Consider the following 21572-nt stretch of genomic DNA (forward strand, 5'->3'; position numbering starts at 1 on the left):
CGACCGACGTGCAATTCCAATGATGATTGCCGTGCCGGTGAACGGCTATGGTGAGTCAGATGAAGGCTCTCGTGCTGTCCGGTGGCGCCGGAACCCGACTGAGGCCGATCACCCACACCTCGGCGAAACAGTTGGTGCCCGTGGCCAACAAGCCCGTGCTCTTCTACGGGTTGGAGTCCATCGCGGACGCGGGCATCACCGACGTCGGGATGATTGTCGGTGATACGGCGGAAGAGATCGAGAACGCAGTGGGTGACGGATCGAAATTCGGTCTGCAAGTCACCTACATTCCCCAGGAGAAGCCCCTCGGGCTGGCCCATGCCGTGCTGATCGCCCGCGACTGGCTCGGCGACGACGACTTCGTGATGTACCTCGGCGACAACTTCATCGTCGGCGGCATCACCGGGCTCGTCGAGGAGTTCCGCAGGCACCGCCCCGATGCGCAGATCCTGCTCACCAAGGTCGCCGATCCACGCGCCTTCGGAGTCGCCGAACTCGACGACTCCGGACAGGTGATCGGCCTCGAGGAAAAGCCCGACAATCCCAAGAGTGATCTCGCCCTGGTCGGCGTCTATCTCTTCACGCCGGCCATCCACAAAGCGGTGCGGGCCATCAAGCCCTCCTGGCGCGGTGAACTGGAGATCACCCACGCCATCCAGCATCTGATCGACAACCGTGCAGATGTGCGCAGCACCGTCATCCACGGCTACTGGAAGGACACCGGCAACGTCGTCGACATGCTGGAGGTCAACCGCTCCGTCCTGGAAGGCATGGAGCGCCGCATCGACGGAGAGGTGGACGACCGCTCCGAGACCATCGGCCGGGTGGTGATCGAGCCCGGCGCGCGGATCGTCAACAGCCGCATCGTCGGCCCCGCCGTGATCGGATCCGGTACGGTCGTCAGCGACTCCTATGTCGGCCCGTTCACCTCGATCGCGGAGAACTGCCGGATCAGTGACAGCGAACTCGAATTCTCCATCGTGCTGCGGGACTCGTCGATCGACGGCGTCGGCCGGATCGAGTCCTCACTCATCGGCCGGCACGTCGAGGTGACGCCGGCACCCAGCGTCCCCAGCGCTCACCGACTTGTCCTCGGAGACCACAGCAAGGTGCAGATCCATTCATGAATCTCCTCGTCACCGGAGCCGCCGGCTTCATCGGGTCCCGCTACGTCGCCGCGCTGCTCGCCGCCGACACGCCGGACGCGCCGCGCATCACCGTGCTGGACAAGCTCACCTACGCCGGCACCCTCGACAACCTGCAACTCGATCACCCGCGCCTGGAGTTCGTCCAGGGCGACATCCGTGACGCCGAGCTGGTCGACAAGCTCGTGGGCCAGGCGGACCAGGTGGTGCACTTCGCCGCCGAGTCGCACGTCGACCGCTCGATCCTCACCGCCTCCGACTTCGTCCTCACCAATGTGGTCGGCACCCAGGTCCTGCTGGACGCCGCCCTGCGGCACGGCCTGTCGACCTTCGTGCACGTCTCCACCGACGAGGTCTACGGCTCCATCGAGTCGGGGTCGGCCACCGAGGAGTACCCGCTGAACCCGAGTTCCCCCTACTCGGCGTCCAAGGCCTCCTCCGACCTGCTCGCCCTGGCCTACCACCGCACCCACGGCCTGGACGTGCGGGTCACCCGCTGCTCCAACAACTACGGGCCGCACCAGTTCCCCGAGAAGGTCATCCCGCTCTTCGTCACCAACCTCCTCGACGGCAAGAAGGTCCCCCTCTACGGCGAGGGCCTCAATGTGCGCGACTGGCTCTACGTCGACGACCACTGCGCCGGCGTGGAACTCGTCCGCACCAAGGGCCGTCCCGGCGAGGTGTACAACATCGGCGGCGGCACCGAGCTGACCAACAAGGAACTCACCGGCCTGCTCCTCGAGGCGTGCGGGGCGGGCTGGGACCGGGTGGAGTACGTCGAGGACCGCAAGGGCCACGATCTGCGCTACTCCGTGGACTGGAGCAAGGCGCGCGACGAACTCGGCTACCGGCCCCGGCACGACTTCACCACCGGCCTCGCCGAGACCGTCGCCTGGTACCGCGACAACCGCGGCTGGTGGGAGCCGCTCAAGCGGCGCGTCGCGGGGGAGCGGTCGTGAGCTGGCTGGTCACCGGTGCGGGCGGCATGCTCGGCCGCGACGTCGTCGGGGAACTCACCCGGCGCGGCGAGAAGGTGACCGGCCTCGACCGCAGGACGCTCGACATCACCAGCGCCGAGGCGATCGACCGGGCGCTGGCCGAGCACCGCCCCGACCTCGTGGTGAACTGCGCCGCGTACACGGCCGTGGACGACGCCGAGAGCGACGAGCAGACCGCCGCCCGGATCAACACCGAAGGGCCCCGCCTGCTCGCCCGCGCCTGCGCGCGCCACGGCGCCCGGCTGGTGCACGTCTCCACCGACTACGTCTTCTCCGGCGAGGCCCGCACCACCCCCTACCCGGAGGACCACCCGCCGGCCCCGCGCACCGTCTACGGCCGCTCCAAACTCGGCGGCGAGCGTGCCGTGCTGGAGGAACTCCCCGGCACGAGCGCCGTGGTGCGCACCGCCTGGCTGTACGGGGTGCACGGCCACAACTTCGTCCGGACCATGATCGGCCTCGAGTCCCGCCGGCCCACCGTCGACGTGGTCGACGACCAACGGGGCCAGCCCACCTGGAGCGCCGACGTCGCCGCCCGCATCGCCGACCTCGGCCCCCGCGTCGGCGACGGCGCCCACGGCGTCTTCCACGCCACCAACTCCGGCGAGGCCAGCTGGTACGACCTGGCCCGGGAGGTGTTCCGGCTGCTGGGCGCCGACCCGTCCCGGGTGCGGGCCACCACCACGGACGCCTTCCCCCGGCCCGCCCCGCGTCCCGCGTACAGCGCCCTCGCACACGGCCGCTGGCAGGAGATCGGCCTGCCCGCTCCGCGTGACTGGCGTGCCGCCCTGCACGAAGCAATGCCCCGCATCCGCAAGGAGAGTTCTCTTCGTGAAACGCCATGAGTTCCTGCGGGAACTGCACAAGGTCAGCGCCAACCGCAACTACCTGGAGATCGGCGTCAACGACGGCCGCAGCCTGCGGCTGTCCCGCGTCCCCAGCATCGCGGTCGACCCCGCGTTCAAGGTCGTCTCGGAGATCAAGTGCGACGTCCATCTGGTGAAGGCCACCAGTGACGACTTCTTCGCCCGGGACAACCCGCTGGCCCACCTCAAGGGCGGCCGGCATCCGCTGCGCAACCTCCGCCGCGGCCGCAGCCCGTTCGGGTACTGGCGGCGCACCACGCTGGACCTGTCGTTCATCGACGGCATGCACCTGTTCGAGTACGCCCTGCGCGACTTCATGAACGTGGAGAAGCACTCCGACTGGGCCAGCGTCATCGTGTTCGACGACATGCTCCCGCGCAGCGTCGACGAGGCCGCCCGTGACCGGCACACCACCGCCTGGACCGGCGACGTCTTCAAGATGACCGAGGTGCTGGCCCGCTACCGCCCCGACCTGGTGGCCGTCCTGGTCGACACCCAGCCCACCGGCCAGCTGGTCGTCTTCGGCGCCGACCCGGAGAACCGGGTGCTGCACGAGAAGTACGACGAGATCCTCGCCGAGTACAAGGTGCCCGACCCGCAGAAGGTGCCGGAGACCATCCTGGAGCGGGCCGGGGCCGTGCCGCCCGAGGCGCTGCTCGAGGCGAAGTTCTGGAAGCCGCTGGTGCAGGCCCGCAACCGTGGCCTGCCGCGGCGCATGGGCTGGGAGCCCCTGCGCCGCTCCCTCGAGCAGGTCGGCGTCAGCCGCTGACCCCCCTGCCGCGCAGCTCCTCGTAGCGTGCGCGGCAGGCCTCGTACGTCGGCAGCAGGCCGAGGCGCTCCGCCTCGGCCAGCGCCGGCGCCTGCTGGTCCTTCGGCGACAGCACCGGGTCGATGCCCTCCGGCCAGGCGATCCCCAGGGCCGGGTCGAGCGGGTGCACGCCGTGCTCCCGCTTCGGCGCGTAGCCGGTGGAGCACAGGTACACCACCGTCGCCTCGTCGGTGAGGGCCATGAAGGCATGGCCGAGGCCCTCGGAGAGGAAGACGGCGTGCCGGGTGTCGTCGTCGAGCCGGACCGCCTCCCAGTGGCCGTAGCCGGGGGAGCCCACCCGCAGATCCACGATCACGTCCAGGACCGCGCCGCGCACGCAGGTCACGTACTTGGCCTGCCCCGGGGGCACGTCCGCGTAGTGCACTCCGCGGATCACCCCGCGGCGCGACACCGAGCAGTTGGCCTGCGCCAGCGACAGGTCGTAGCCGGTCGCCTCGCGGAACTCCTCACCCCGGTACCACTCGTGGAAGCTGCCCCGCTCGTCCGGGAACACCTTCGGCTCCAGCACCCATGCGTCCTCGATCTCCAGCGCGCGCACGCTTCACCGCCTTCCCTTGCCGCCGTCCACCAGGGGAGTGACCCGTCGGCGCGCCGCGCCGAGCACCCGCCGGGCCCTGCGCAGCAGTCGGCGCAGCCGGCCGGGCCGCGGGACGGGCACCACCAGTGTGCCGCCGCCCGTGGCGCGCAGTGCGAACGGCAGGGCGATCCACCGGGGTTCGGCGGCGTCCGGCCCCAGGCAGAGCGACACGCGCCAGACCCCTCGCGGCAGCGCCGCCGGGAGGTCCGCCCGAAGCCGGCTGCCCGGCCCGTCCGGCTCGCCGGTCAGCGTGGCGTCCGCCTGCAGTGTCCGGCGCGAGGAGACGAGGCGCAGCCGCACCTTCGTCCCGTCGGCGGCGTGCAGAGGCAGCCGCGCGGTCATCCGGGTGCCGTCGACGGACACATCGCCGCGGCCCACCCGGTCGAGGCCGGTGCGCTTGGCCTTGACGTCGTTGTCCAGCGCGAGATTCCCGTGCGGCTCCGTCCAGTACGGCAGCACCCCGCGGCCGGCGATCGCGGCCGCGTACGGCTCGGGGCGGGTGGCGCGCGGGGCGGGGCCGAAACGGCACTCCTTCGTCCAGCCGCCGAGCTTCACCCGTACCACCGCGTCCCACACGCCCTTGCCGGGCAGCGCGGCCGGGTCGACGTTCGCGGTGGCCCGCAGCACCAGCCGCACCTGCTCGCCGTCGTCGGCGGGAACCGTCTCGCGGGTGAACTCGACCGGCTGGAAGTACTGGGCGGCGCTGCTGCGTTCCCGCAGCAGCAGATCCGCGGTGGCCTGGCCGAAGCGCGCCGCGGTCTCCGCGGCGACCCACCGCACCGCGTCCTCCACGGTCTTCGGCGCGTCGGTCAGCGGGGTGCGGCTCGCCTCCCGCGGGAAGGTCAAGGGCCCCGCGGGGGTGGTGAACTGGGCGGTGAAGCCCACCCGCAGCGAGCCGTCCCGCCACTCGACCCCGGTGGGCACCGCCTCGGGCGCGACCCCGGCCTCCCACTCGGCGAACGCCACCACGTCCTCGTAGCGGTCCGCGGCGGTCAGCGCCGCCACCACCTGCTGCGTCGGCTGCAGACCGGCCGCCACCCCCGGACCGAACCGTTCCACCACGACCTTGTGGATCTCCGCGAACAGCTCCCTGCGGTAGTCGTCCGGCAGGGCGAGGAGCCGCTTGGCGCGCAGCCGCTCCACCATCTCCACCCGCAGCCAGCGGCGGAACAGCCGGTCGCGCAGCGGGCCCGGCTCGGTGTACCGCTCGACGACGTCCAGCGCCTCACGCAGGTTCTTGAAGTAGCCCACCGGGTCGAACCGCTGGAAGCCGGCGTTCGAGGCGTCGTCCCGGCGGATGTGGTAGTAGCAGACGTAGTCGCTGAGCACGGACACGTTCTTCGCCCGCAGATACGCCTCGGTGACGAAGACGTGGTCCTCCAGGCGGCGGCGCCCCTCCGGGAAGCGCAGCCCGATGCGGTCGAGGAACTCCCGCCGGAACATCTTGTGCGGGGTGAGACTGTCGATCAGCGGCGCGTTCTCGACGGTGGCCCGCGGATGGTTGCGGCGGAACAGCTCCACCGGCACCCCCCGGCCCTTGCCGGCCATCTTGCCGACCACGACATCGGCTCCGTTCGCCACGCCGTAGTCGTACATGCGCTCCAGCGCCTCGTCGCCCAGGTAGTCGTCGTTGTCGACGAACATCACGAACTCGCCCCGGGCGGCCTCGATCCCGACGTTGCGGGGCTTGCCCGACCAGCCGGAGTTCTCCTGGTGGATCACCCGCATCCGCGGGTCCCCGGCCGCGAGGCGGTCGAGCCGGGCGGGCGTGTCGTCGGTGGAACCGTCGTCGACGAAGATCGCTTCGTACTCGTCGGGCGGAAGCGACTGGCGTTGCAGCGAGGCGATGCAGTCCTCGATGTAGATTCCCGGGTTGTAGACGGGAACGATGACGCTGACCTTGACCGGCATGGAGTTCAGGGGCCCTTCGGGTCTTCTTGCCGACGAACGTTTTGTCTTGGTATGCGTTGCCCGATCGTAACCCCGCGGCCGGTGCCGTCCGGCCATTCGCCACCCACGAGACCGTGCCGTGACCGAGGGTCCCCCCATGGAGTGCCAGTGCGCCTGCTGCTGACGTCGGACACGCATCTTCCGAAACGGGCCAAGCGGCTGCCCGGGGAACTGCTCGATGAACTCGCCGCAGCGGACGTCGTGTTCCACGCGGGCGACTGGGTCGACGTGGCCACTCTCGATCTGCTGCTCGGCCGCAGCCGGCGGCTCGTGGCGGTGTACGGCAACAACGACGGCCCCGAACTGCGCGCGCGGCTTCCGGAGATCGCCTGCGCCGAACTCGACGGGCTGCGCTTCGGGGTGATCCACGAGACGGGCCCCGCCCGGGGCCGTGAGGAGAGGTGCGCCGCCCGGTTCCCCGAGCTGGACGTGCTGGTCTTCGGGCACAGTCACATCCCCTGGGACACCACCGCGCCGACCGGGCTGCGGTTGCTGAACCCGGGATCCCCGACGGACCGGCGCCGGCAGCCGCACTGCACCTATATGACCGCCACCCTCGACTCCGGCCGGCTCACCGAGGTGCGTCTGCACCGGCTGCCTCCGCGGCGGTGACGGTCCGCACACGGTCCGGGCCGCTTCGTTGTCGGTGGAAGCGGCCCGGGCGCTGCGAGTAGATGCGCTGTCACGGACCTCCTTCCCACGATCGGAGGGTGGATACCGCTCGACCACCCAGTTGCTCCCGGCTCACACACCCGGTCCGCCGTTTCGTCCGGATTGCCGGCCCCGCACCCTCTGACCAGGACTTTTCTGTCCCTGCGGCCCTGCTCGTGCCGCTACCCGCTACTCGTCCCACGCCTGGATGAGCGTCTGCTCGGTGATCTTCCCGTCGCGCAGCGAGAGCATCGACTCCGAGAGCACCCGTACGCCGTCGGAGTACCGGCAGCTCTCGCAGTAGGCGGCGTGATCCCCCTGGACGACGCACTGCTCCAGCGTGTGCGTCATGTCCCGGCTGTAGACGTCCTCGAGCATGGCGGCGATCTCGTCGCGGCCGTGCAGGACCTTCGGGTGGCTGGGCTGGGAGTTGTGGTCCACGACGCGCAGCTCGGCGTCGTCGGCGTACAGCGACACCAGGTCCGCCGCCGAGTCGGACTCGATGCAGCGGCGCAGGGTGTCGGTGGTGAAGACGGGTTCTGCCGCGGTTGCCATGATGACCTCCTTGGGCGGGCCGCGGCGCGGTCCTCGGAGCGGGCCGCGGGGGCCCCGACTACGAGCCTCCTCCGCCCCGGCCCGCCGGGCAAGCGCAGCACCGTCCCCGGCCCGGCCCCGGGCATCCGGCGCGGACACCGGCCTGACCGATCAGTCGGACGTAAGGTCGTCAGCGACGGACACAGGCCGACGAAGGAGTCGCACCATGGCGCAGGAAGTGCGGGGCGTGATCGCACCGGCGAAGGACGAGCCGGTACGCATCGAGACGGTCGTCGTACCCGACCCCGGGCCGGGCGAGGCGGTCGTCCGTATCCAGGCCTGCGGGGTGTGCCACACCGATCTCCACTACAAGCAGGGCGGCATCAGCGACGACTTCCCCTTCCTGCTCGGCCACGAGGCCGCGGGAGTGGTGGAGTCGGTCGGCGACGGCGTCAGCGATGTCGCACCCGGCGACTTCGTGATCCTCAACTGGCGCGCGGTCTGCGGGAAGTGCCGGGCCTGTCTGCGCGGGCGCCCGTGGTACTGCTTCGACACGCACAACGCCCGCCAGAAGATGACCCTGACCGACGGCACCGAACTCTCCCCGGCCCTGGGCATCGGCGCCTTCATCGAGAAGACCCTGGTGGCCGCCGGGCAGTGCACCAAGGTCGACCCCGCGGTCGCCCCGGAGGTGGCCGGACTGCTCGGCTGCGGGGTGATGGCCGGCATCGGCGCCGCCATCAACACCGGAAACGTGAGCCGGGGCGACTCGGTGGCGGTCATCGGCTGCGGCGGCGTCGGCGACGCGGCCATCGCAGGATCGCGGCTGGCCGGTGCGGCCAGGATCATCGCGGTCGACGTCGAGGACCGGAAGCTGGAGCTCGCCCGCTCCATGGGCGCCACCCACACCGTCAACTCGCGCACCACGGACCCCGTGGAGGCGATCCGCGAGCTCACCGGCGGCTTCGGCGCCGACGTCGTGATCGAGGCGGTGGGCCGCCCCGAGACGTACAAGCAGGCCTTCTACGCCCGCGATCTGGCCGGCACGGTCGTCCTGGTCGGCGTGCCCACGCCCGAGATGAAGCTGGAGCTGCCGCTGCTGGACGTCTTCGGGCGCGGCGGGGCGCTGAAGTCCTCCTGGTACGGCGACTGCCTGCCCTCCCGCGACTTCCCGATGCTGATCGACCTGCATCTCCAGGGGCGCCTGGACCTGGGCGCGTTCGTCACCGAGACCATCCGACTGGACGAGGTGGAGAAGGCGTTCGAGCGGATGCACCGGGGCGACGTGCTGCGTTCGGTGGTGGTGCTGTGATGACCGCCCGCATCGAACGCGTCGTCACCTCCGGGCAGTTCACCCTGGACGGCGGTACCTGGGACGTCGACAACAACGTGTGGATCGTGGGCGACGACCACCAGGCGGTCGTCATCGACGCCGCTCACGACGCCGACGCCATCGCCGGGGCCGTCGGCGACCGCCGGCTCACCGCGATCGTCTGCACCCACGCCCACAACGACCACATCAACGCCGCGCCCGCCCTCGCCGAGCGCACCGGAGCCACCGTGTGGCTGCACCAGGACGACCTGCCGCTGTGGAAACTGACCCACCCCGACCGGGAGCCCGACGCCTTTCTGGTCGACGGACAGGTGATCGAGGCGGGCGGCGCCGATCTCACCGTCCTGCACACGCCGGGGCACGCGCCGGGCGCGGTCTGCCTGCACGACCCGGGCCTCGGGGTCGTCTTCACCGGCGACACGCTGTTCCAGGGCGGCCCCGGCGCCACCGGCCGCTCGTTCTCCCACTTCCCGACGATCATCGGCTCCATCCGGGACCGGTTGCTGACCCTTCCGCCGGAGACGAGGGTGCTCACCGGACACGGGGACGAGACCACCATCGGCGCCGAGGCCCCGCACCTGGAGGAGTGGATCGCCCGCGGCCACTGAGCCGGTCCGGTTCGCCCTCGGGGCCGACCCGCCGGAAAAGGTGACAGAAGATGTCCGGCTTACCCGCCACGATCGCAGCGGTACACGCCGCCCCCGGCAGCGGCGGGCGCGGCGGAAGCAGCACGAGAACGGCGGGAGGCCGGACATGGCGAAGGAACTCAAGGGCAAGGTGGCACTGGTCGCCGGCGCGACCAGGGGAGCGGGGCGGGGCATCGCCGTCGAGCTGGGCGCGGCCGGCGCGACCGTCTACGTGACCGGCCGCAGCACCCGTGAGCGCCGCTCCGAGTACGACCGGCCGGAGACCCTGGAGGACACCGCCGGCCTGGTCACCGAGGCGGGCGGCCGAGGCATCGCCGTACCGACCGATCACCTCGTACCCGAGCAGGTGCGGGCGCTGGTGGAGCGGATCGACCGCGAGCAGGGGCGGCTCGACGTCCTGGTCAACGACATCTGGGGCGCCGAGAAGCTCTTCGACTGGGAGGCGCCCGTCTGGGAGCACGACCTGGACAAGGGGCTGAGGCTGCTCCGGCTGGCGATCGACACCCACGCGATCACCAGCCATCACGCGCTGCCCCTGCTCCTGCGCCGGCCCGGCGGGCTGGTCGTCGAGGTCACCGACGGCACCGCCGACTACAACCGCGATCACTACCGGGTCAGCTTCTTCTACGACCTGGCCAAGTCGGCCGTGCTGCGGATGGCGTTCGCGCTCAGTCATGAACTCGGCCCGCGGGGGGCCACCGCCGTCGCGCTCACCCCGGGCTGGCTGCGCTCCGAGATCATGCTGGAGGAGTTCGGGGTGCGCGAGGACAACTGGCGGGACGCCCTGGAACGCGTGCCCCACTTCGCCATCTCCGAGACCCCGCGCTACGTGGGTCGCGCGGTCGCGGCCCTCGCCGCGGACCCGGACGTGTCCCGCCACAACGGCGCCTCCCTCTCCAGCGGCGGCCTCGCCCGCGAGTACGGCTTCACCGACCTGGACGGCAGCAGCCCGGACGCCTGGCGCTACCTGGTCGAGGTGCAGGACGCGGGCAAGCCGGCCGACGTCACCGGCTACCGCTAGCAGGGGCCGGCCGGTGTCATGGACCGGCTCCCGGGCTCTCCCGTGGCGCTCGTCGGGCCGTATACCGTCGCGCCATGACGACGGACGCGGGACGCTTCGACGGGTACGGGGTTCTGATCACCGGCGCGGCGCGCGGCATCGGCGCCGCCACCGCCCGGCGCTTCGCCGAGGAGGGCGCCGCGGTGCTGGTGGCCGACCTGGACGGGGCCGAGGCCGAGCGAACGGCGTCGGCCCTGCGCGAGCGGGGCCTGAGCGCCGAGGCGTGCGAGTGCGACGTGGCCGACCGGGCGTCCGTGGAGGCGGCCGTCGCGCGCTGCGCCGGGGCCCTCGGCTCGCTCGACGTCCTGGTCAACAACGCCGCCCACTGCTCGCCCGACACCCCCGGCTTCGAGGAGCAGCCGGACGAGCAGTGGGCGGCGGACCTGGACATCACCCTCTCCGGCGCGTACCGCTGCTGCCGGGCCGCCCTGCCGCACCTGGCGGCGTCCGGCCACGGGGCGATCGTGAACATCGGCTCGGTCAACGGGCTGCAGGACTTCGGCAACCACGCCTACAGCGCCGCCAAGGCCGGGCTGATCTCCCTCACCCGCACCCTGGCGGGCCACGCCGGGCCGAGGGGCGTGCGGGTCAACCTGGTGGCGCCCGGTACCGTCCGTACCCGGGCCTGGGAGGGCAGGGAGGCCGACCTGGAGGCCGTGCGCGGTCTGTACCCGCTGCGCAGGGTCGGCGAGCCGGAGGACGTCGCGGCCGCTGTGACGTTTCTCGCCTCCCGGGACGCCTCCTGGATCACCGGAGCCACCCTGGTCGTCGACGGCGGCATCACCGCCGTCAACTCCGGCTTCCATCAGGCTCTGCCGCGGGGGTGAGGGGTCCGCTGAGACGGGCGGAGCGCGAGTGGGCTGTGCTGTTCCTCTCAGGTCACCGTTCGGTTCCGGCACCCGGGTCCGTACGACCGGCTTTTCCGATGGGCCGTCCACCTGGCAGAGTGCGCAGGCCATGCGCCCAACTCCACGGGAAAGGCAAATCGGACTATGGGGGACATATGTAGACGTGGTGCTGTCGTTCTCGGGCTCACCGCACTGATGGCCCCGCTCACGCTGGCGCTCGGCACCGCACCGGCGCAGGCCGCGGGCTGCACGACTGAGGCGGGGCCGCACCAGAAGCAGGTCGAGAAGTTCCTCGGCCGCCCGGTCGACGGCAAGCAGTCCTCCGCCGACTGCAAGGTCGTCCGTGCCTTCCAGGCCAAGCACGGCATCACGCCGGACATCGGCTACGCGGGTCCCGTGACCTGGGGCGTGATGGACCTCATGAACAAGCAGGAGGCCGCCGGGAAGAACCCGAACAAGGCGGGCACGTGCCCGGTGGACAAGGGCCGCGTCGCCTGCGTCGACCTCACCCGCCAGCTCAGCTGGATCCAGGACGGCAAGAAGCTCGTCCACGGCCCCGTTCCCGTCCGGACGGGACGCGACGGCTACGAGACCCGCACCGGCCTGAAGAAGATCTACTGGCGGAACGAGAACCACCACTCGACCATCTACGACGTGCCGATGCCCTACGCCCAGTTCTTCGACGGCGGCCAGGCCTTCCACTCGGTCGGCGTCAGCATGTGGAACCCGCCGGGCTCGCACGGCTGCGTCAACATGACCGAGAACGACGCCAAGAAGTACTGGTCCCTGCTCAAGAACGGTGACGAGGTCTACGTCTACGGCCGCAAGCCGGGCACCTGAGCGCCCGGGAGCCGTGCCGAACTCGCCTGCGGGGCGCGCCGGATGACGTGATCAGCAACACGTCTGGAATGCCCGTTATGGGTGCGCTTACTCACAGCGCCTTCACGTCGGGCCCCGTATGCTTCACAGCATGTCCACCACTGTTGAACCCTCCGCCGAGCGATCGGCCGCCGAGGTCAACGAGGAGATCCGGGCCCTGTGGCTCCGGTCGGGCGGGACACTGAGCAGCGAGCAGCGCGAGGAGTACCAGCGCCTCGTCCTGGAGTGGGCCGCCGCCCTGCCGCAGCCGGCCAAGGCGGCCTGACCTCCCGCCGGCCGGCGGGAGGCCGGTCACCTCGGCATCACAGAACCGTCAGCAGGGCACCCATGACCGCATGGGTGCCCTGCCCCTGTCTCACGGGCGGCCCGGTCAGCCCCACATCGCCGAGTAGTGCCGCTGGTAGGCCCTGCGGTCCTGCTCCGCCCTGATCCACCGGGTGGCCACCAGCGCCACCATGCTGCCGCCGACCACCAGCAGCCCCGGGCCCACATTGCGCGGGTCGGTCAGGCGCGACAGCACCGTGGACGCGCTGGGGACGCCCGACGTCGGTGCCGAGGAGCCCGGCGAGGCACCGCCGGGGGCCGCGGCGGCCGGGCCCGAGGGCGCGGGGGAGGGGGCCGCCTGCCGGCCGTTCTCCTGCGGCGCCACGATGAGCTTGACGTTCAGTGCGGAGAGCGCCTTGGTCACCGGCTGGAAGTACGTGGTGCCGCCCGTGCGGCAGTCGCCGCTGCCGCCGGAGGTGACGCCCAGCGCGACGCCCTCGGAGAACATCGGCCCGCCGCTGTCGCCCGGCTCGGCGCACACATTGGTCTCGATCAGCCCGCTGACCGTGCCCTCGGGGTAGTTGACCGTGGCGTTGAGGGCGGTCACCTCACCGTCGCGCAGGCCGCTGGTGCTGCCGCTGCGGAACACCCGCTGGCCGACGGCGGGCTCGCCCACCCCGGTGATCCGCACGCCCTTGCCGTCCCCGATCGCCACCACGCCGGCCCCCTCGCCGGCCCGCCCGCCGGCGTACTCGATCAGGGAGTAGTCGTCGCCGGGGAAGCTGCCGCCGACCGTGGTGCCGACCTCCTTGCGGCCACGCCCGTCGGAGAACCACACCGAGCCCTCCGGCCCGCAGTGCCCGGCCGTGAGGATGAACTCCCGCGTCCCGTCGGTGACGTTGAACCCGGCGGAGCAGCGGCCCGCGGTGGACAGGATGGGCGCGGCGCCGTTGAGCCGGGTGGTGAAGGTTCCCTCGGTGCGCTCCATGCGCACGAAACCGCCGATGCCCTCGGCGACTTCGGTCAGATCCGACCAGTCGTCCGACGACACCGTGCGATCGCCCCGGACCACCACCTCGTTGGAGCGGTAGTCCATCGCCCACGCCGTGCCCGGCACGCGCTTGGCCGAACGCAGCGTCTGGGTGGCCGACTTCAGCTCGCTCATGCTGTGCCGCACCATCTTCGGCTCGGCGCCGGCTCGTTCGACCTCACGCGCCGCCTCCTCGTCGGTGACGGCGACCACCGTCCGGCCGTCGGCGCCGATCCAGCTGCCCGCCGTGCGGTCGGTGCCGAGCCGCGACACCAGCCGCGCTCCGGGTCCCTGGTCCACCGCGTCGCCGGCCGTCGCCGCGAACGGCACCGCGTCGGCCGCGGGCGGTTCGGTCGCCACCGCGCGGGTGACCATCGTGCATCCCAGGAGGATTCCGCCGACGGCCGCCAGCCGTGTCACTCGCCGGACGACCCGTCGTCGTGCGTGCCTCATGCATCGCTCCCGTACTGAACAGCGCGCGGTGCGCACACCACGGGGCGCTCCCTCGGTTCGAGCGCCCTCTGTCCATACGGGTACGGGACCCGGCGTGTTCAGCGCCCGCCGCATCGGCCGGAAGACATCTCCCGTGGCGTGATGTCGCCGCGGGCCGGCCACCGGGGCCTATCCTGCGGCTCATGGCCAGGATCCCGCACGAGACGTCCGGTGACCTTGATCCCTTCGCCGTCCTCACCCTCGACCAGCTGCGTCGCCGCACCAGCATGAAGTGGCGCACCTACCCCGACGACGTGCTGCCGCTGTGGGTGGCCGAGATGGACGTGCCGCTCGCCGGCCCCGTCGTCCGGGCCGTCACCGGGGCACTCGAACTCGGCGACACCGGATACCCCGCCGGAACCGCCTACGCCGAGGCGCTCGCCGCCTTCGCGGAGCAGCGGTGGGGCTGGAAGGGCCTCGCGGTCGAGCGCACCGCGCTGGTGCCCGACGTGATGCTGGGCGTGGTGGAGATGCTCAAGCTGGTCACCGGCCACGGCGACACGGTGGTGGTGAACCCGCCGGTCTACCCGCCCTTCTACGACTTCGTGCGGCACATGGACCGCCGCACGGCCGAGGCGCCGCTCGGCCCGGACGGGCGCCTGGACCTCGACGCGCTCGAGGACGCCTACCGCCGGGCCGTGGCGGGCGGCCGGCGCGCCGCCCATCTGCTGTGCAGCCCGCACAACCCCACCGGCACCGTGCACACCGCCGAGGAGCTGACCGCCGTCGCCGCCCTCGCCGACCGCTACGGCGTGCGGGTCGTCGCCGACGAGATCCACGCCCCGCTGGTCGTCGGCGACACGGACTTCGTGCCGTATCTGAGCGTGCCGGGCGGCGAGCGCGGACTGTCCCTGATGTCCGCCTCCAAGGCCTGGAACCTCGCCGGACTCAAGGCGGCCCTGGCCATCGCCGGGCCCGGCGCCGCCGAGGACCTGGCCCGGATGCCGGAGGAGGTCGGCCACGGCCCGAGCCATCTCGGTGTCATCGCCCACACCGCCGCACTGCGCGAGGGCACCGACTGGCTGGACGCGGTGCTCGCCGGGATCGACGCCAACCGCCGCCTGCTGGCCCGGCTCCTCGCCGAGCATCTGCCGGACGTCCGCTACCGGCCGGGCGAGGCCACCTACCTCGCCTGGCTCGACTGCCGCGCCCTCGGTCTCGGCGACGACCCAGCGCGGGTCTTCCTGGAACGCGGCTGGGTGGCCCTCAGCCCCGGGCCGGCCTTCGGCACCGGCGGGGCCGGGCACGCCCGGCTGAACCTCGCCGCATCGCCCGAGGTGATCGAGGAGGCGGTGGGCCGCATGCGGACCGCCGCCGAGGGCGGCTCCCCGCTCGCCACGCGGTCTTAGACTGGCCGGTATGGACGATGCGTTGGTGGCACGGCTCGCGGCGGGGAAGTACCTGTTGGTCACCAGCTACCGGCGCAACGGCACGCCGGTCGCCACCCCGGTGTGGGTGGTGCGGGACGGCGACGCGCTCGGCGTGTGGACCGCGGCCGACTCGTGGAAGGTCAAGCGGATCCGCAACCGCCCCGACGTCCTCGTCGGCCCCTGCGACATGCGCGGCAACCCCACCGGCGACCTGGTACCCGCCACCGCGGAGATCTGCGACGCGGAGACGACCGCCCGCTACCGCGAGCTGATCGCCCGCAAGTACGGGCTGCTGGGCCGGCTCACGCTGCTCGGCAGCCGGCTGCGGCGCGGCCTGGACGGCACGGTGGGCATCCGCATCACCCTGTGACGGCCATGGCCGACCGCTGGGGCCCGCAGAGCCGCGTCCTGGCGGTCCGTCAGGTCCACGCCCGGTAGGGCTCGTCGATCAGCTGGAAGACCGGCTCGCCGCGCACCGGGTCCTTGGCGGTGGACAGCCGCACCCGGTCGCCGCTGTGGATGCCGATGGGCGGGCCCATCACCCGTCCCCGCACCACGAAACCCTCGGCCATCTCGATCAGCGACACGTTGCGGGCGGCCGGGGTGTTGCGGTGCACCACCGTCGAGTGGCGGACCGTGCCGACGCCCTCGCTGCGCTCCGTGCGCAGGTCGCTGCCCTGGCAGACGGGGCACAGCAACCGGTGGTACATCGCGGTGCCGCACCAGGTGCAGCGCTGGAAGAGGATGGCCTCCGACTCCGGGCCCTGCGCTTCGAGGATGCCCGTCGCGGAGCCGGCTGCCTGCTGAGCGACGCTTCCTGAGTGGTGGTACACGCTGGTCAACTCCCTGCACTCGGCCGGAATCCCGGGTGTCCGGTCGCCCGGACACGGGTGTGCGCGGCTCGCCGTGCCACCGTGCACAGCGACAGAGTATGGCACTGAGTGCCACACGTAAAGGCACTGCGTACCCTGAATTGCGCGAACGGGCGCCACACGAGGTGCCCCCGGTGAGCGAACGGAGGTCGCCTGGCACACCATCGGGTGCCGCACGAGGTCGCCCGCGGCGCGAACGGACGGGGCGACGCTGTGCGCTCAGCCGCGTCCCAGGGTCGTCTCCAGCTCCTGCACCACCCGCCACAGCGGCGTCTCGCGCCGGGCGACGACCACCACCACGTCCTCGGGCAGCTCGCCCGCCGGGGGTGCCGGCATCGCGCCGAACGCGGCCTGGACGTGCCGCAGGGCGTGGTCCACCGCGGCCTCCGCGTCGCCCTTGCCGTCCGAACGCAGCCAGGCGCGCAGCGCGTTGTTGTGCGCCGCCACCACCGCCGCCGCGATCACATCGGCCCGCAGGCCGGCGTCCCGCCGCCCGGCGAAAGGCTCGCGCAGATACCCCGCGAGCGCGCGCTGATAGCGCCAGACCACCGACAGCTCGTAGGCGCGCAGCACCGGAACCCGCTTGGTCAGCCGGTAGCGCTGGACGGAGAACTCCGGCTTCTCGGCGTACATGCGCAGCACCAGCCGGGCCGCGTCGCACACCCGCCGCACCGGATCGTCCTCGTCCGTGCTCGCCTCGAGGAAGGCGGTCATGTCGGCGAGGCAGCGCTCGTGGTCCGGGAAGACCACGTCCTCCTTGGACGGGAAGTACCGGAAGAACGACCGGCGTCCGACCCCGGCGAGCGCCACGATGTCGTCGACGGTCGTCTCCTCGTAGCCCCGCTCCAGGAACAGCCGGAACGCCGCCGCGATCAGCGCGTCGCGCATCGGGGGCCTGCCCGGCCGGCCGGCCCTGTCGTCGCGGCCGGGAGCCGCACTGCTGGAGCTCATGAACGGGAACGTAGCATTTGAGAACCGAACATGGCACTCAGTGCACACTCGGCACGGAACTGAGTGCTGTCCGCGATGACCGGCCGGCGCAACGGGCTCATAGGATCGTGTGACCACCACTGCCGAGGAGCCCGCATGCCGTCCGAGCGTCCCCGCGTCCTGTTCGTGACCGACCTGGCCTACCCGGCCCGCGGGCGCCGCTACGGCGACGAGGACGTCTTCCTGACCTCGCGGCTGCGCACCCGCTTCGACCTGGCCCTGTGCCATCCGAAGGACGCCGCCGCGCTGCTCGACGCGTTCGACGCGGTGGTGGTCCGCAACAGCGGCCCGGTCCTGGAGTACCGCGACGCGTACGAGGCCTTCCGTGCCCGGGCCACGGCCACCGGCACCCCCGTCTACAACCCGCTCACCGGCCGCGGCGACATGGCAGGCAAACAGTACCTGCTCGACCTGACCGCCGAGGGCCATCCGGTCATACCCACCGTCGACCGGGCGGAGGACCTGCACCGCCTGCCCCCGGCCGAGCGCTATGTCGTCAAGCCCAGGCTCGGCGCCGACTCCATCGGCCTGCGCGTCGTCCCGCCGGACGAGGTGCCCGTGCTCGTCGACGGCACCGTCCTCGTCCAGCCGCACATCGACTTCGCCTACGAGGTCTCCTTCTACTTCGTCGACGACGCCTTCCAGTACGCGCTCCACGCCCCCGACACCGACCGGCGCTGGCAGCTGACCCCGTACGAACCGTCCCGGGCCGACCTGGAGTTCGCCCGGCGGTTCATCGACTGGAACACCCTCGAGCACGGCATCCAGCGGGTGGACGCCTGCCGGGCACCCGACGGCGGGCTGCTCCTCGTCGAGCTGGAGGACCTCAACCCCTACCTCTCCCTCGACGCCCTCGACGAGCAGCGCCGGGACGCCTTCGTGTCCGCCATGACGGCCTCACTGCACCGCTTCCTCGGCGCCCGCTGAACTCGCTTCCCCCGCTGCCGCCCGGCACCGCCTCGCCCTCCCCTTCTGAACCCTCGCGGCCCCCGGCGCGTATATCTGCGCATCGGGCGGCCCGCCCTCCCCGGACGTGCGGGGCGGCCCGCCCACGGGAGGAGGAGAGCAGCTGTGACGACACCGTCCGAGCCGGGGCCGTCGAACGGCGGACCGCCCCTCGAACCCATCCGCGTCCTGCGCCCGCGCCGCACCGACGCGCTCGCCGAACTGTTCCGGCAGTTCGAGGAGGACCAGGCCGGCTTCGAGCAGGTGCCACCGCCCGAGGCACCGCCCGGATCAGAGGAGGAGACCCAGGAGCTGCCGCCCTGCGTACCCGGCGGCGGGCGTCGCCGCGCCCCGCTGGCGGGGCGGCCCGCGCTCGTGCCGGCCGCCATGGTGGTCGCGGCCGTCGTCGGCTTCGGCGGGGCCGCCCTGCTCATCGGACCGGACACCGGCGACCGTGCCGCCCCCGAGGTTTCGGTCCCCCCGGCCACCGGCGCGCCCGAGCCGTCCCCGCCGCCCCCGCCGCGGCGCGACACCAGCGGATTCCTCAGCGAGGGCGACACCGGCCCGGAGGTGGTGGAACTGCAGCAGCGGCTGCTGCGCATCCCGGACGTCTACCGCGACGGTGCCACCCACGGCCGCTACGACGCCACGCTGACCGCGGCCGTCGCCCGGTTCCAGCTCTGGTACGGCATCCAGGGCGACGAGGAGGGCGTCTACGGCGACGACACCCGCCGGGCGCTGGAGTCGCGGACACCGTCCTACGCGGCCGGGTCCGGCACACCGTACCGGGACCCGGCGTGAGGGCAGGGGGACCGGCGTACCGACCGGCAGGGAACCGGCGCGCTGCTCAGCCGTGCCGCTCGTGCGGCACCTGGATGTCCAGGACGCAGACGTCGTCGCGGCGCTCGTCCTGCAGCATCGTGTCGAGCAGGCGGCCCAGCGACCCCGGTTCGTCCCCGAGGTCGGAGGCCACGGCGCGGGCGAGCCGGTCCAGGCCCCTGTCGAGGTTCTCCGGGGGCCGCTCCACCAGCCCGTCCGTGTACAGCAGCAACCGGTCGCCCGGCCGGAGCCGGAAGCGTGCCTCCTCGTAGGGCGGTGCCGCGGTGGCGCCGAGCAGCATGCCACGGGGGCGGGGCAGATAGGTCGCCTCCCCGTCGCGCAGCAGCAGCGGCGGCGTGTGCCCGGCCTGGGCCCAGGTCAGCGTGCGGTCGGCGGGCTGGTACCGGGCCAGGATCATGGTGGCGGTGCCGTGGCTGTCCCGGGAGTGCAGCAGCAGGGTGTTGAGGCGGGCCAGTGCACCGGTCAGGGAGGAGCCGGTGATCACCATGCCCTTGGTGGTGAACCGCAGCTGCGCCATGTTCGCTACGGCGCCGACACCGTGCCCGGCGACGTCGCCGATGACGAACAGCGCGTCCCCGTCGGGCAGTTCTATGGCGCTGAACCAGTCGCCGCCCACGGAGATGCCCGCCTGCGCGGGCAGGTAGGCCACCTCGACATGCAGGCCGGACATGCCGACCGGCCGCCCGGGCAGCGGCAGCAGGGCGTTCTGCAGATGGGCGACCAGGCTGCGTTCGGCCTGCAGCACGTCGTGCTGGGTGAGGATGGCCCGTTCGCTCTCCACCAGGGCGAGTTCGGCGCGGCGCCGTTCGGAGACGTCCTGCACGAAGCCGTGCACCTCGACGGGAGAGCCGTCCATGCCGGGCACCGCCTCGGCGACCAGCCGCAGATGCCGCAGTCCGCGCGGGGTGCGGACCCGGAACGGGGCGTCGAAGGACTCGCCCTGCTGCAGCAGCCGCTCGACGGCCCGGGCCAGCCTGGCCCGGTCGCCGTTCAGGGCGAGCGGGGGAAGGTCCTCGAGCGGGAGGGGACCGAGCGAGGGATCGCGGTCGAGGATGGTGAAGACCTGCGAGGACCAGGACACCGCCGAGGTGGTGAGGTTCCAGTGCGCCCAGCCCAGGCTGCCCAGCCGCTGCAGGTCGGCCAGCCGCTGCTCCTGCCGGTCGGAGGAGGCGTGGCGGATCCAGGTGAACAGCAGGGCGTCGCCGAGCCGGGTCACCCGTACCGAGTAGGTGGACAGTTCCGGTACACCGTCCACCAGTTCCTCGTGCGCGAAGGGCTTGCCGTCGTACGGCTCGCCGGTGGCCAGCGCGCGCAGGCACCCCGGCCACAGTGACGCGTCGGGCAGGTCGTCCCGGTACTCGCGCAGCCGCCGCCCGGTGGGCTCGCCGCCGGTGCCGCACAGCAGTCCCGCGGCCTGCGCGGTCACCGCGTCGATCCGCAGGTCCTCCACCTCCCCGGCGGGTCCGCGCACCGGGGTCAGCAGCATCGCGGGCACCGGCAGCGCCTCGAACAGCGCCGTCACGGCGCTGGTGAGCCCCTCGGCCGGGTCGCGCGGGGTGGCGAGGGCGAGCAGCCGGCCCGCGCACAGCCGCACCACGCCCCGCAGATGGGCGCGGTCGCGCGGGGTGAACGGCTCCTCGCGCTCGCGCAGCACACCGATGCAGTACTCGGCGTTCCCGCCCGGCGGCACGGGCAGCCAGGCGCGGGAGCGCCAGCGGCTGGACGGCTCGCCGATGAGCGCGTACCGCTTGCTGTCCTCGGTGAAGTCCTCCAGCCAGTGCGCCCGGCCGGTCTCGACCGTCCGCACCGGCGCGACACCGCTGAACGGCGGCACCTGGTTCCAGCGGGCCGACAGCGCCTCGTCGATGCCGGCGTGGCCGAGGAGCTCGAGGTGGCCGGCGGGCCGGCGGACGTAGATCATCACCGCGTCGGCGCCCAGATCCGCCGCGAGGTGCTCGAGCAGGCAGTCGGCCAGATCCTGCGGGGTCTCGACCCGGACCAGCGCCCGGCCGAGCCGGCTCAGTGCCTCGGCGACGTCGTCGGGCGGCTCGTCGCCCGCGGGAGAGGCGGGCATGCCGTGCCGGTCGTAGGTCTCCGCGGTGGCCGGGCCGGTGCCGCCGGGCGAGGTGGCGGTCACCTCCCCGAGCGTGATCCAGCACTCCTCGAGCAACGAGCGGCGGGCGGCCTTGGCCCGCTGGAGCAGCGTCTCTGCCGCGGCGTCCGAGGAGCAGCCGGTGAGGGCCATCACCACGCCCTTGGCGCGTTCCACGACACCTGACGTCGCCGTCTGCTCGCGCAGGCGGTCCATCTCGGCCCGCTGCCGCGCCACGACCCTGGCGAGTTCCGCCAGGTCGGGTGCGGCTCCGGACTCGACCTGGGGCATGGGGTCGCTCACGGGTCGAGCATGGCACACAAATGGCCGTTCGATGACTGCCGCGTGTCCAGGATCCGT

General features: G+C 72.3%; 22 protein-coding genes. 15 read left to right on the forward strand and 7 right to left on the reverse strand.

What is annotated here, in order from left to right; genetic code table 11:
- Positions 1–59 precede the first annotated feature (59 nt).
- Genes HCJ93_RS01380 through HCJ93_RS01395 form a run of 4 tightly spaced genes read left to right on the forward strand, consistent with a single transcriptional unit; the run spans position 60 to position 3778 of the window.
- Complete coding sequence (locus HCJ93_RS01380; RefSeq protein WP_167990275.1) at positions 60–1127, forward strand: glucose-1-phosphate thymidylyltransferase; 1068 nt, start codon at positions 60–62, stop codon at positions 1125–1127.
- Positions 1124–2104, forward strand: coding sequence for a dTDP-glucose 4,6-dehydratase (gene rfbB / locus HCJ93_RS01385; RefSeq protein ID WP_167990276.1), 981 nt, complete (start codon positions 1124–1126; stop codon positions 2102–2104). The genes HCJ93_RS01380 and rfbB overlap by 4 nt, the downstream gene beginning before the upstream one ends.
- Positions 2101–2988 carry a dTDP-4-dehydrorhamnose reductase gene (gene rfbD / locus HCJ93_RS01390; RefSeq protein ID WP_167990278.1) on the forward strand — a complete coding sequence of 296 codons (888 nt, stop codon included), beginning with the start codon at positions 2101–2103 and terminating at the stop codon, positions 2986–2988. The genes rfbB and rfbD overlap by 4 nt, the downstream gene beginning before the upstream one ends.
- On the forward strand, positions 2975–3778 hold the full coding sequence (locus tag HCJ93_RS01395; RefSeq protein WP_167990280.1) for a class I SAM-dependent methyltransferase: 804 nt from the start codon (positions 2975–2977) through the stop codon (positions 3776–3778). The genes rfbD and HCJ93_RS01395 overlap by 14 nt, the downstream gene beginning before the upstream one ends.
- On the opposite strand, the gene rfbC is transcribed toward HCJ93_RS01395, so the two are convergent.
- On the reverse strand, positions 3768–4376 hold the full coding sequence (gene rfbC / locus HCJ93_RS01400) for a dTDP-4-dehydrorhamnose 3,5-epimerase (RefSeq protein ID WP_167990282.1): 609 nt from the start codon (positions 4374–4376) through the stop codon (positions 3768–3770). The two genes, HCJ93_RS01395 and rfbC, sit on opposite strands and share 11 nt — an antisense overlap.
- Positions 4377–4379: 3 nt before the next feature.
- On the reverse strand, positions 4380–6326 hold the full coding sequence (locus HCJ93_RS01405) for a glycosyltransferase family 2 protein (protein ID WP_167990283.1): 1947 nt from the start codon (positions 6324–6326) through the stop codon (positions 4380–4382).
- A gap of 147 nt (positions 6327–6473) precedes the next feature.
- Here HCJ93_RS01405 and HCJ93_RS01410 point away from each other — a divergent pair, with 147 nt between their 5' ends.
- Complete coding sequence (locus tag HCJ93_RS01410) at positions 6474–6977, forward strand: metallophosphoesterase family protein (protein ID WP_167990285.1); 504 nt, start codon at positions 6474–6476, stop codon at positions 6975–6977.
- 228 nt (positions 6978–7205) lie between these two features.
- Here the strand turns inward: HCJ93_RS01410 and HCJ93_RS01415 are convergent, their stop codons facing one another.
- Positions 7206–7571: a nuclear transport factor 2 family protein gene (locus tag HCJ93_RS01415; RefSeq protein ID WP_167990286.1), complete on the reverse strand. Its 366-nt coding sequence runs from the start codon at positions 7569–7571 to the stop codon at positions 7206–7208.
- A 205-nt stretch (positions 7572–7776) separates the two neighbouring features.
- Here HCJ93_RS01415 and HCJ93_RS01420 point away from each other — a divergent pair, with 205 nt between their 5' ends.
- The 6 genes from HCJ93_RS01420 (at position 7777) to HCJ93_RS01445 (ending at position 12582) form a co-directional block, all read left to right on the forward strand.
- Positions 7777–8862, forward strand: a complete 1086-nt coding sequence (locus HCJ93_RS01420) for an S-(hydroxymethyl)mycothiol dehydrogenase (RefSeq protein ID WP_167990288.1) — start codon at positions 7777–7779, stop codon at positions 8860–8862.
- Entirely contained in the window at positions 8862–9491 is a 630-nt protein-coding gene (locus HCJ93_RS01425) for an MBL fold metallo-hydrolase (protein ID WP_167990290.1), read from the forward strand. The genes HCJ93_RS01420 and HCJ93_RS01425 overlap by 1 nt, the downstream gene beginning before the upstream one ends.
- Before the next feature lie 145 nt (positions 9492–9636).
- Complete coding sequence (locus tag HCJ93_RS01430; RefSeq protein WP_167990292.1) at positions 9637–10551, forward strand: SDR family oxidoreductase; 915 nt, start codon at positions 9637–9639, stop codon at positions 10549–10551.
- 74 nt (positions 10552–10625) lie between these two features.
- Positions 10626–11417 (forward strand): SDR family NAD(P)-dependent oxidoreductase, encoded by a 792-nt coding sequence (locus tag HCJ93_RS01435; protein ID WP_167990293.1) that lies wholly within the window; start codon positions 10626–10628, stop codon positions 11415–11417.
- A 165-nt stretch (positions 11418–11582) separates the two neighbouring features.
- Positions 11583–12278: a L,D-transpeptidase family protein gene (locus HCJ93_RS01440; RefSeq protein WP_167990295.1), complete on the forward strand. Its 696-nt coding sequence runs from the start codon at positions 11583–11585 to the stop codon at positions 12276–12278.
- Between the two features lie 118 nt (positions 12279–12396).
- Positions 12397–12582: a hypothetical protein gene (locus HCJ93_RS01445; protein WP_167990297.1), complete on the forward strand. Its 186-nt coding sequence runs from the start codon at positions 12397–12399 to the stop codon at positions 12580–12582.
- Positions 12583–12687: 105 nt separating this feature from the next.
- Here the strand turns inward: HCJ93_RS01445 and HCJ93_RS01450 are convergent, their stop codons facing one another.
- Positions 12688–14064: a S1 family peptidase gene (locus tag HCJ93_RS01450; protein ID WP_167990298.1), complete on the reverse strand. Its 1377-nt coding sequence runs from the start codon at positions 14062–14064 to the stop codon at positions 12688–12690.
- Between the two features lie 182 nt (positions 14065–14246).
- On the opposite strand from HCJ93_RS01450, the gene HCJ93_RS01455 reads away from it, so the two are divergent.
- Together HCJ93_RS01455 and HCJ93_RS01460 are read left to right on the forward strand one after the other, a co-directional pair.
- The gene (locus tag HCJ93_RS01455) at positions 14247–15452 is read left to right on the forward strand and encodes a MalY/PatB family protein (RefSeq protein WP_167990300.1); all 1206 of its coding nucleotides are present in this window, start codon (positions 14247–14249) and stop codon (positions 15450–15452) included.
- A 10-nt stretch (positions 15453–15462) separates the two neighbouring features.
- On the forward strand, positions 15463–15843 hold the full coding sequence (locus HCJ93_RS01460; protein ID WP_167990301.1) for a PPOX class F420-dependent oxidoreductase: 381 nt from the start codon (positions 15463–15465) through the stop codon (positions 15841–15843).
- Between the two features lie 49 nt (positions 15844–15892).
- Here HCJ93_RS01460 and HCJ93_RS01465 read toward each other — a convergent pair whose 3' ends face one another.
- Both HCJ93_RS01465 and HCJ93_RS01470 read right to left on the reverse strand, forming a co-directional pair.
- On the reverse strand, positions 15893–16306 hold the full coding sequence (locus tag HCJ93_RS01465) for a Zn-ribbon domain-containing OB-fold protein (RefSeq protein WP_167990303.1): 414 nt from the start codon (positions 16304–16306) through the stop codon (positions 15893–15895).
- Between the two features lie 258 nt (positions 16307–16564).
- Positions 16565–17296, reverse strand: coding sequence for a TetR family transcriptional regulator (locus HCJ93_RS01470; protein ID WP_167990305.1), 732 nt, complete (start codon positions 17294–17296; stop codon positions 16565–16567).
- A 135-nt stretch (positions 17297–17431) separates the two neighbouring features.
- On the opposite strand from HCJ93_RS01470, the gene HCJ93_RS01475 reads away from it, so the two are divergent.
- Both HCJ93_RS01475 and HCJ93_RS01480 read left to right on the forward strand, forming a co-directional pair.
- A complete protein-coding gene (locus HCJ93_RS01475; RefSeq protein ID WP_167990306.1) occupies positions 17432–18262 on the forward strand; it encodes an ATP-grasp domain-containing protein in 831 nt (276 codons plus the stop codon).
- A 144-nt stretch (positions 18263–18406) separates the two neighbouring features.
- Positions 18407–19081, forward strand: a complete 675-nt coding sequence (locus HCJ93_RS01480) for a peptidoglycan-binding domain-containing protein (protein ID WP_167990308.1) — start codon at positions 18407–18409, stop codon at positions 19079–19081.
- 46 nt (positions 19082–19127) lie between these two features.
- On the opposite strand, the gene HCJ93_RS01485 is transcribed toward HCJ93_RS01480, so the two are convergent.
- On the reverse strand, positions 19128–21503 hold the full coding sequence (locus tag HCJ93_RS01485; RefSeq protein ID WP_167990399.1) for a SpoIIE family protein phosphatase: 2376 nt from the start codon (positions 21501–21503) through the stop codon (positions 19128–19130).
- Positions 21504–21572: the final 69 nt, after the last annotated feature.

Origin of the sequence: Streptomyces composti (assembly GCF_012034205.1) — a bacterium.
Classification (GTDB): Bacteria; Actinomycetota; Actinomycetes; order Streptomycetales; family Streptomycetaceae; genus Streptomyces; species Streptomyces composti.

Excerpts from the sequence above, each read along its gene's own strand:
- HCJ93_RS01380 (WP_167990275.1), top strand. The coding sequence starts at position 60 with ATGAAGGCTCTCGTGCTGTCCGGTGGCGCCGGAACCCGACTGAGGCCG.
- rfbB (WP_167990276.1), top strand. The coding sequence starts at position 1,124 with ATGAATCTCCTCGTCACCGGAGCCGCCGGCTTCATCGGGTCCCGCTAC.
- HCJ93_RS01405 (WP_167990283.1), bottom strand. The coding sequence starts at position 6,326 with ATGCCGGTCAAGGTCAGCGTCATCGTTCCCGTCTACAACCCGGGAATC.
- HCJ93_RS01415 (WP_167990286.1), bottom strand. The coding sequence starts at position 7,571 with ATGGCAACCGCGGCAGAACCCGTCTTCACCACCGACACCCTGCGCCGC.
- HCJ93_RS01420 (WP_167990288.1), top strand. The coding sequence starts at position 7,777 with ATGGCGCAGGAAGTGCGGGGCGTGATCGCACCGGCGAAGGACGAGCCG.
- HCJ93_RS01425 (WP_167990290.1), top strand. The coding sequence starts at position 8,862 with ATGACCGCCCGCATCGAACGCGTCGTCACCTCCGGGCAGTTCACCCTG.
- HCJ93_RS01430 (WP_167990292.1), top strand. The coding sequence starts at position 9,637 with ATGGCGAAGGAACTCAAGGGCAAGGTGGCACTGGTCGCCGGCGCGACC.
- HCJ93_RS01435 (WP_167990293.1), top strand. The coding sequence starts at position 10,626 with ATGACGACGGACGCGGGACGCTTCGACGGGTACGGGGTTCTGATCACC.
- HCJ93_RS01440 (WP_167990295.1), top strand. The coding sequence starts at position 11,583 with ATGGGGGACATATGTAGACGTGGTGCTGTCGTTCTCGGGCTCACCGCA.
- HCJ93_RS01445 (WP_167990297.1), top strand. The coding sequence starts at position 12,397 with ATGCTTCACAGCATGTCCACCACTGTTGAACCCTCCGCCGAGCGATCG.
- HCJ93_RS01450 (WP_167990298.1), bottom strand. The coding sequence starts at position 14,064 with ATGAGGCACGCACGACGACGGGTCGTCCGGCGAGTGACACGGCTGGCG.
- HCJ93_RS01455 (WP_167990300.1), top strand. The coding sequence starts at position 14,247 with ATGGCCAGGATCCCGCACGAGACGTCCGGTGACCTTGATCCCTTCGCC.
- HCJ93_RS01460 (WP_167990301.1), top strand. The coding sequence starts at position 15,463 with ATGGACGATGCGTTGGTGGCACGGCTCGCGGCGGGGAAGTACCTGTTG.
- HCJ93_RS01470 (WP_167990305.1), bottom strand. The coding sequence starts at position 17,296 with ATGAGCTCCAGCAGTGCGGCTCCCGGCCGCGACGACAGGGCCGGCCGG.
- HCJ93_RS01475 (WP_167990306.1), top strand. The coding sequence starts at position 17,432 with ATGCCGTCCGAGCGTCCCCGCGTCCTGTTCGTGACCGACCTGGCCTAC.
- HCJ93_RS01485 (WP_167990399.1), bottom strand. The coding sequence starts at position 21,503 with ATGCCCCAGGTCGAGTCCGGAGCCGCACCCGACCTGGCGGAACTCGCC.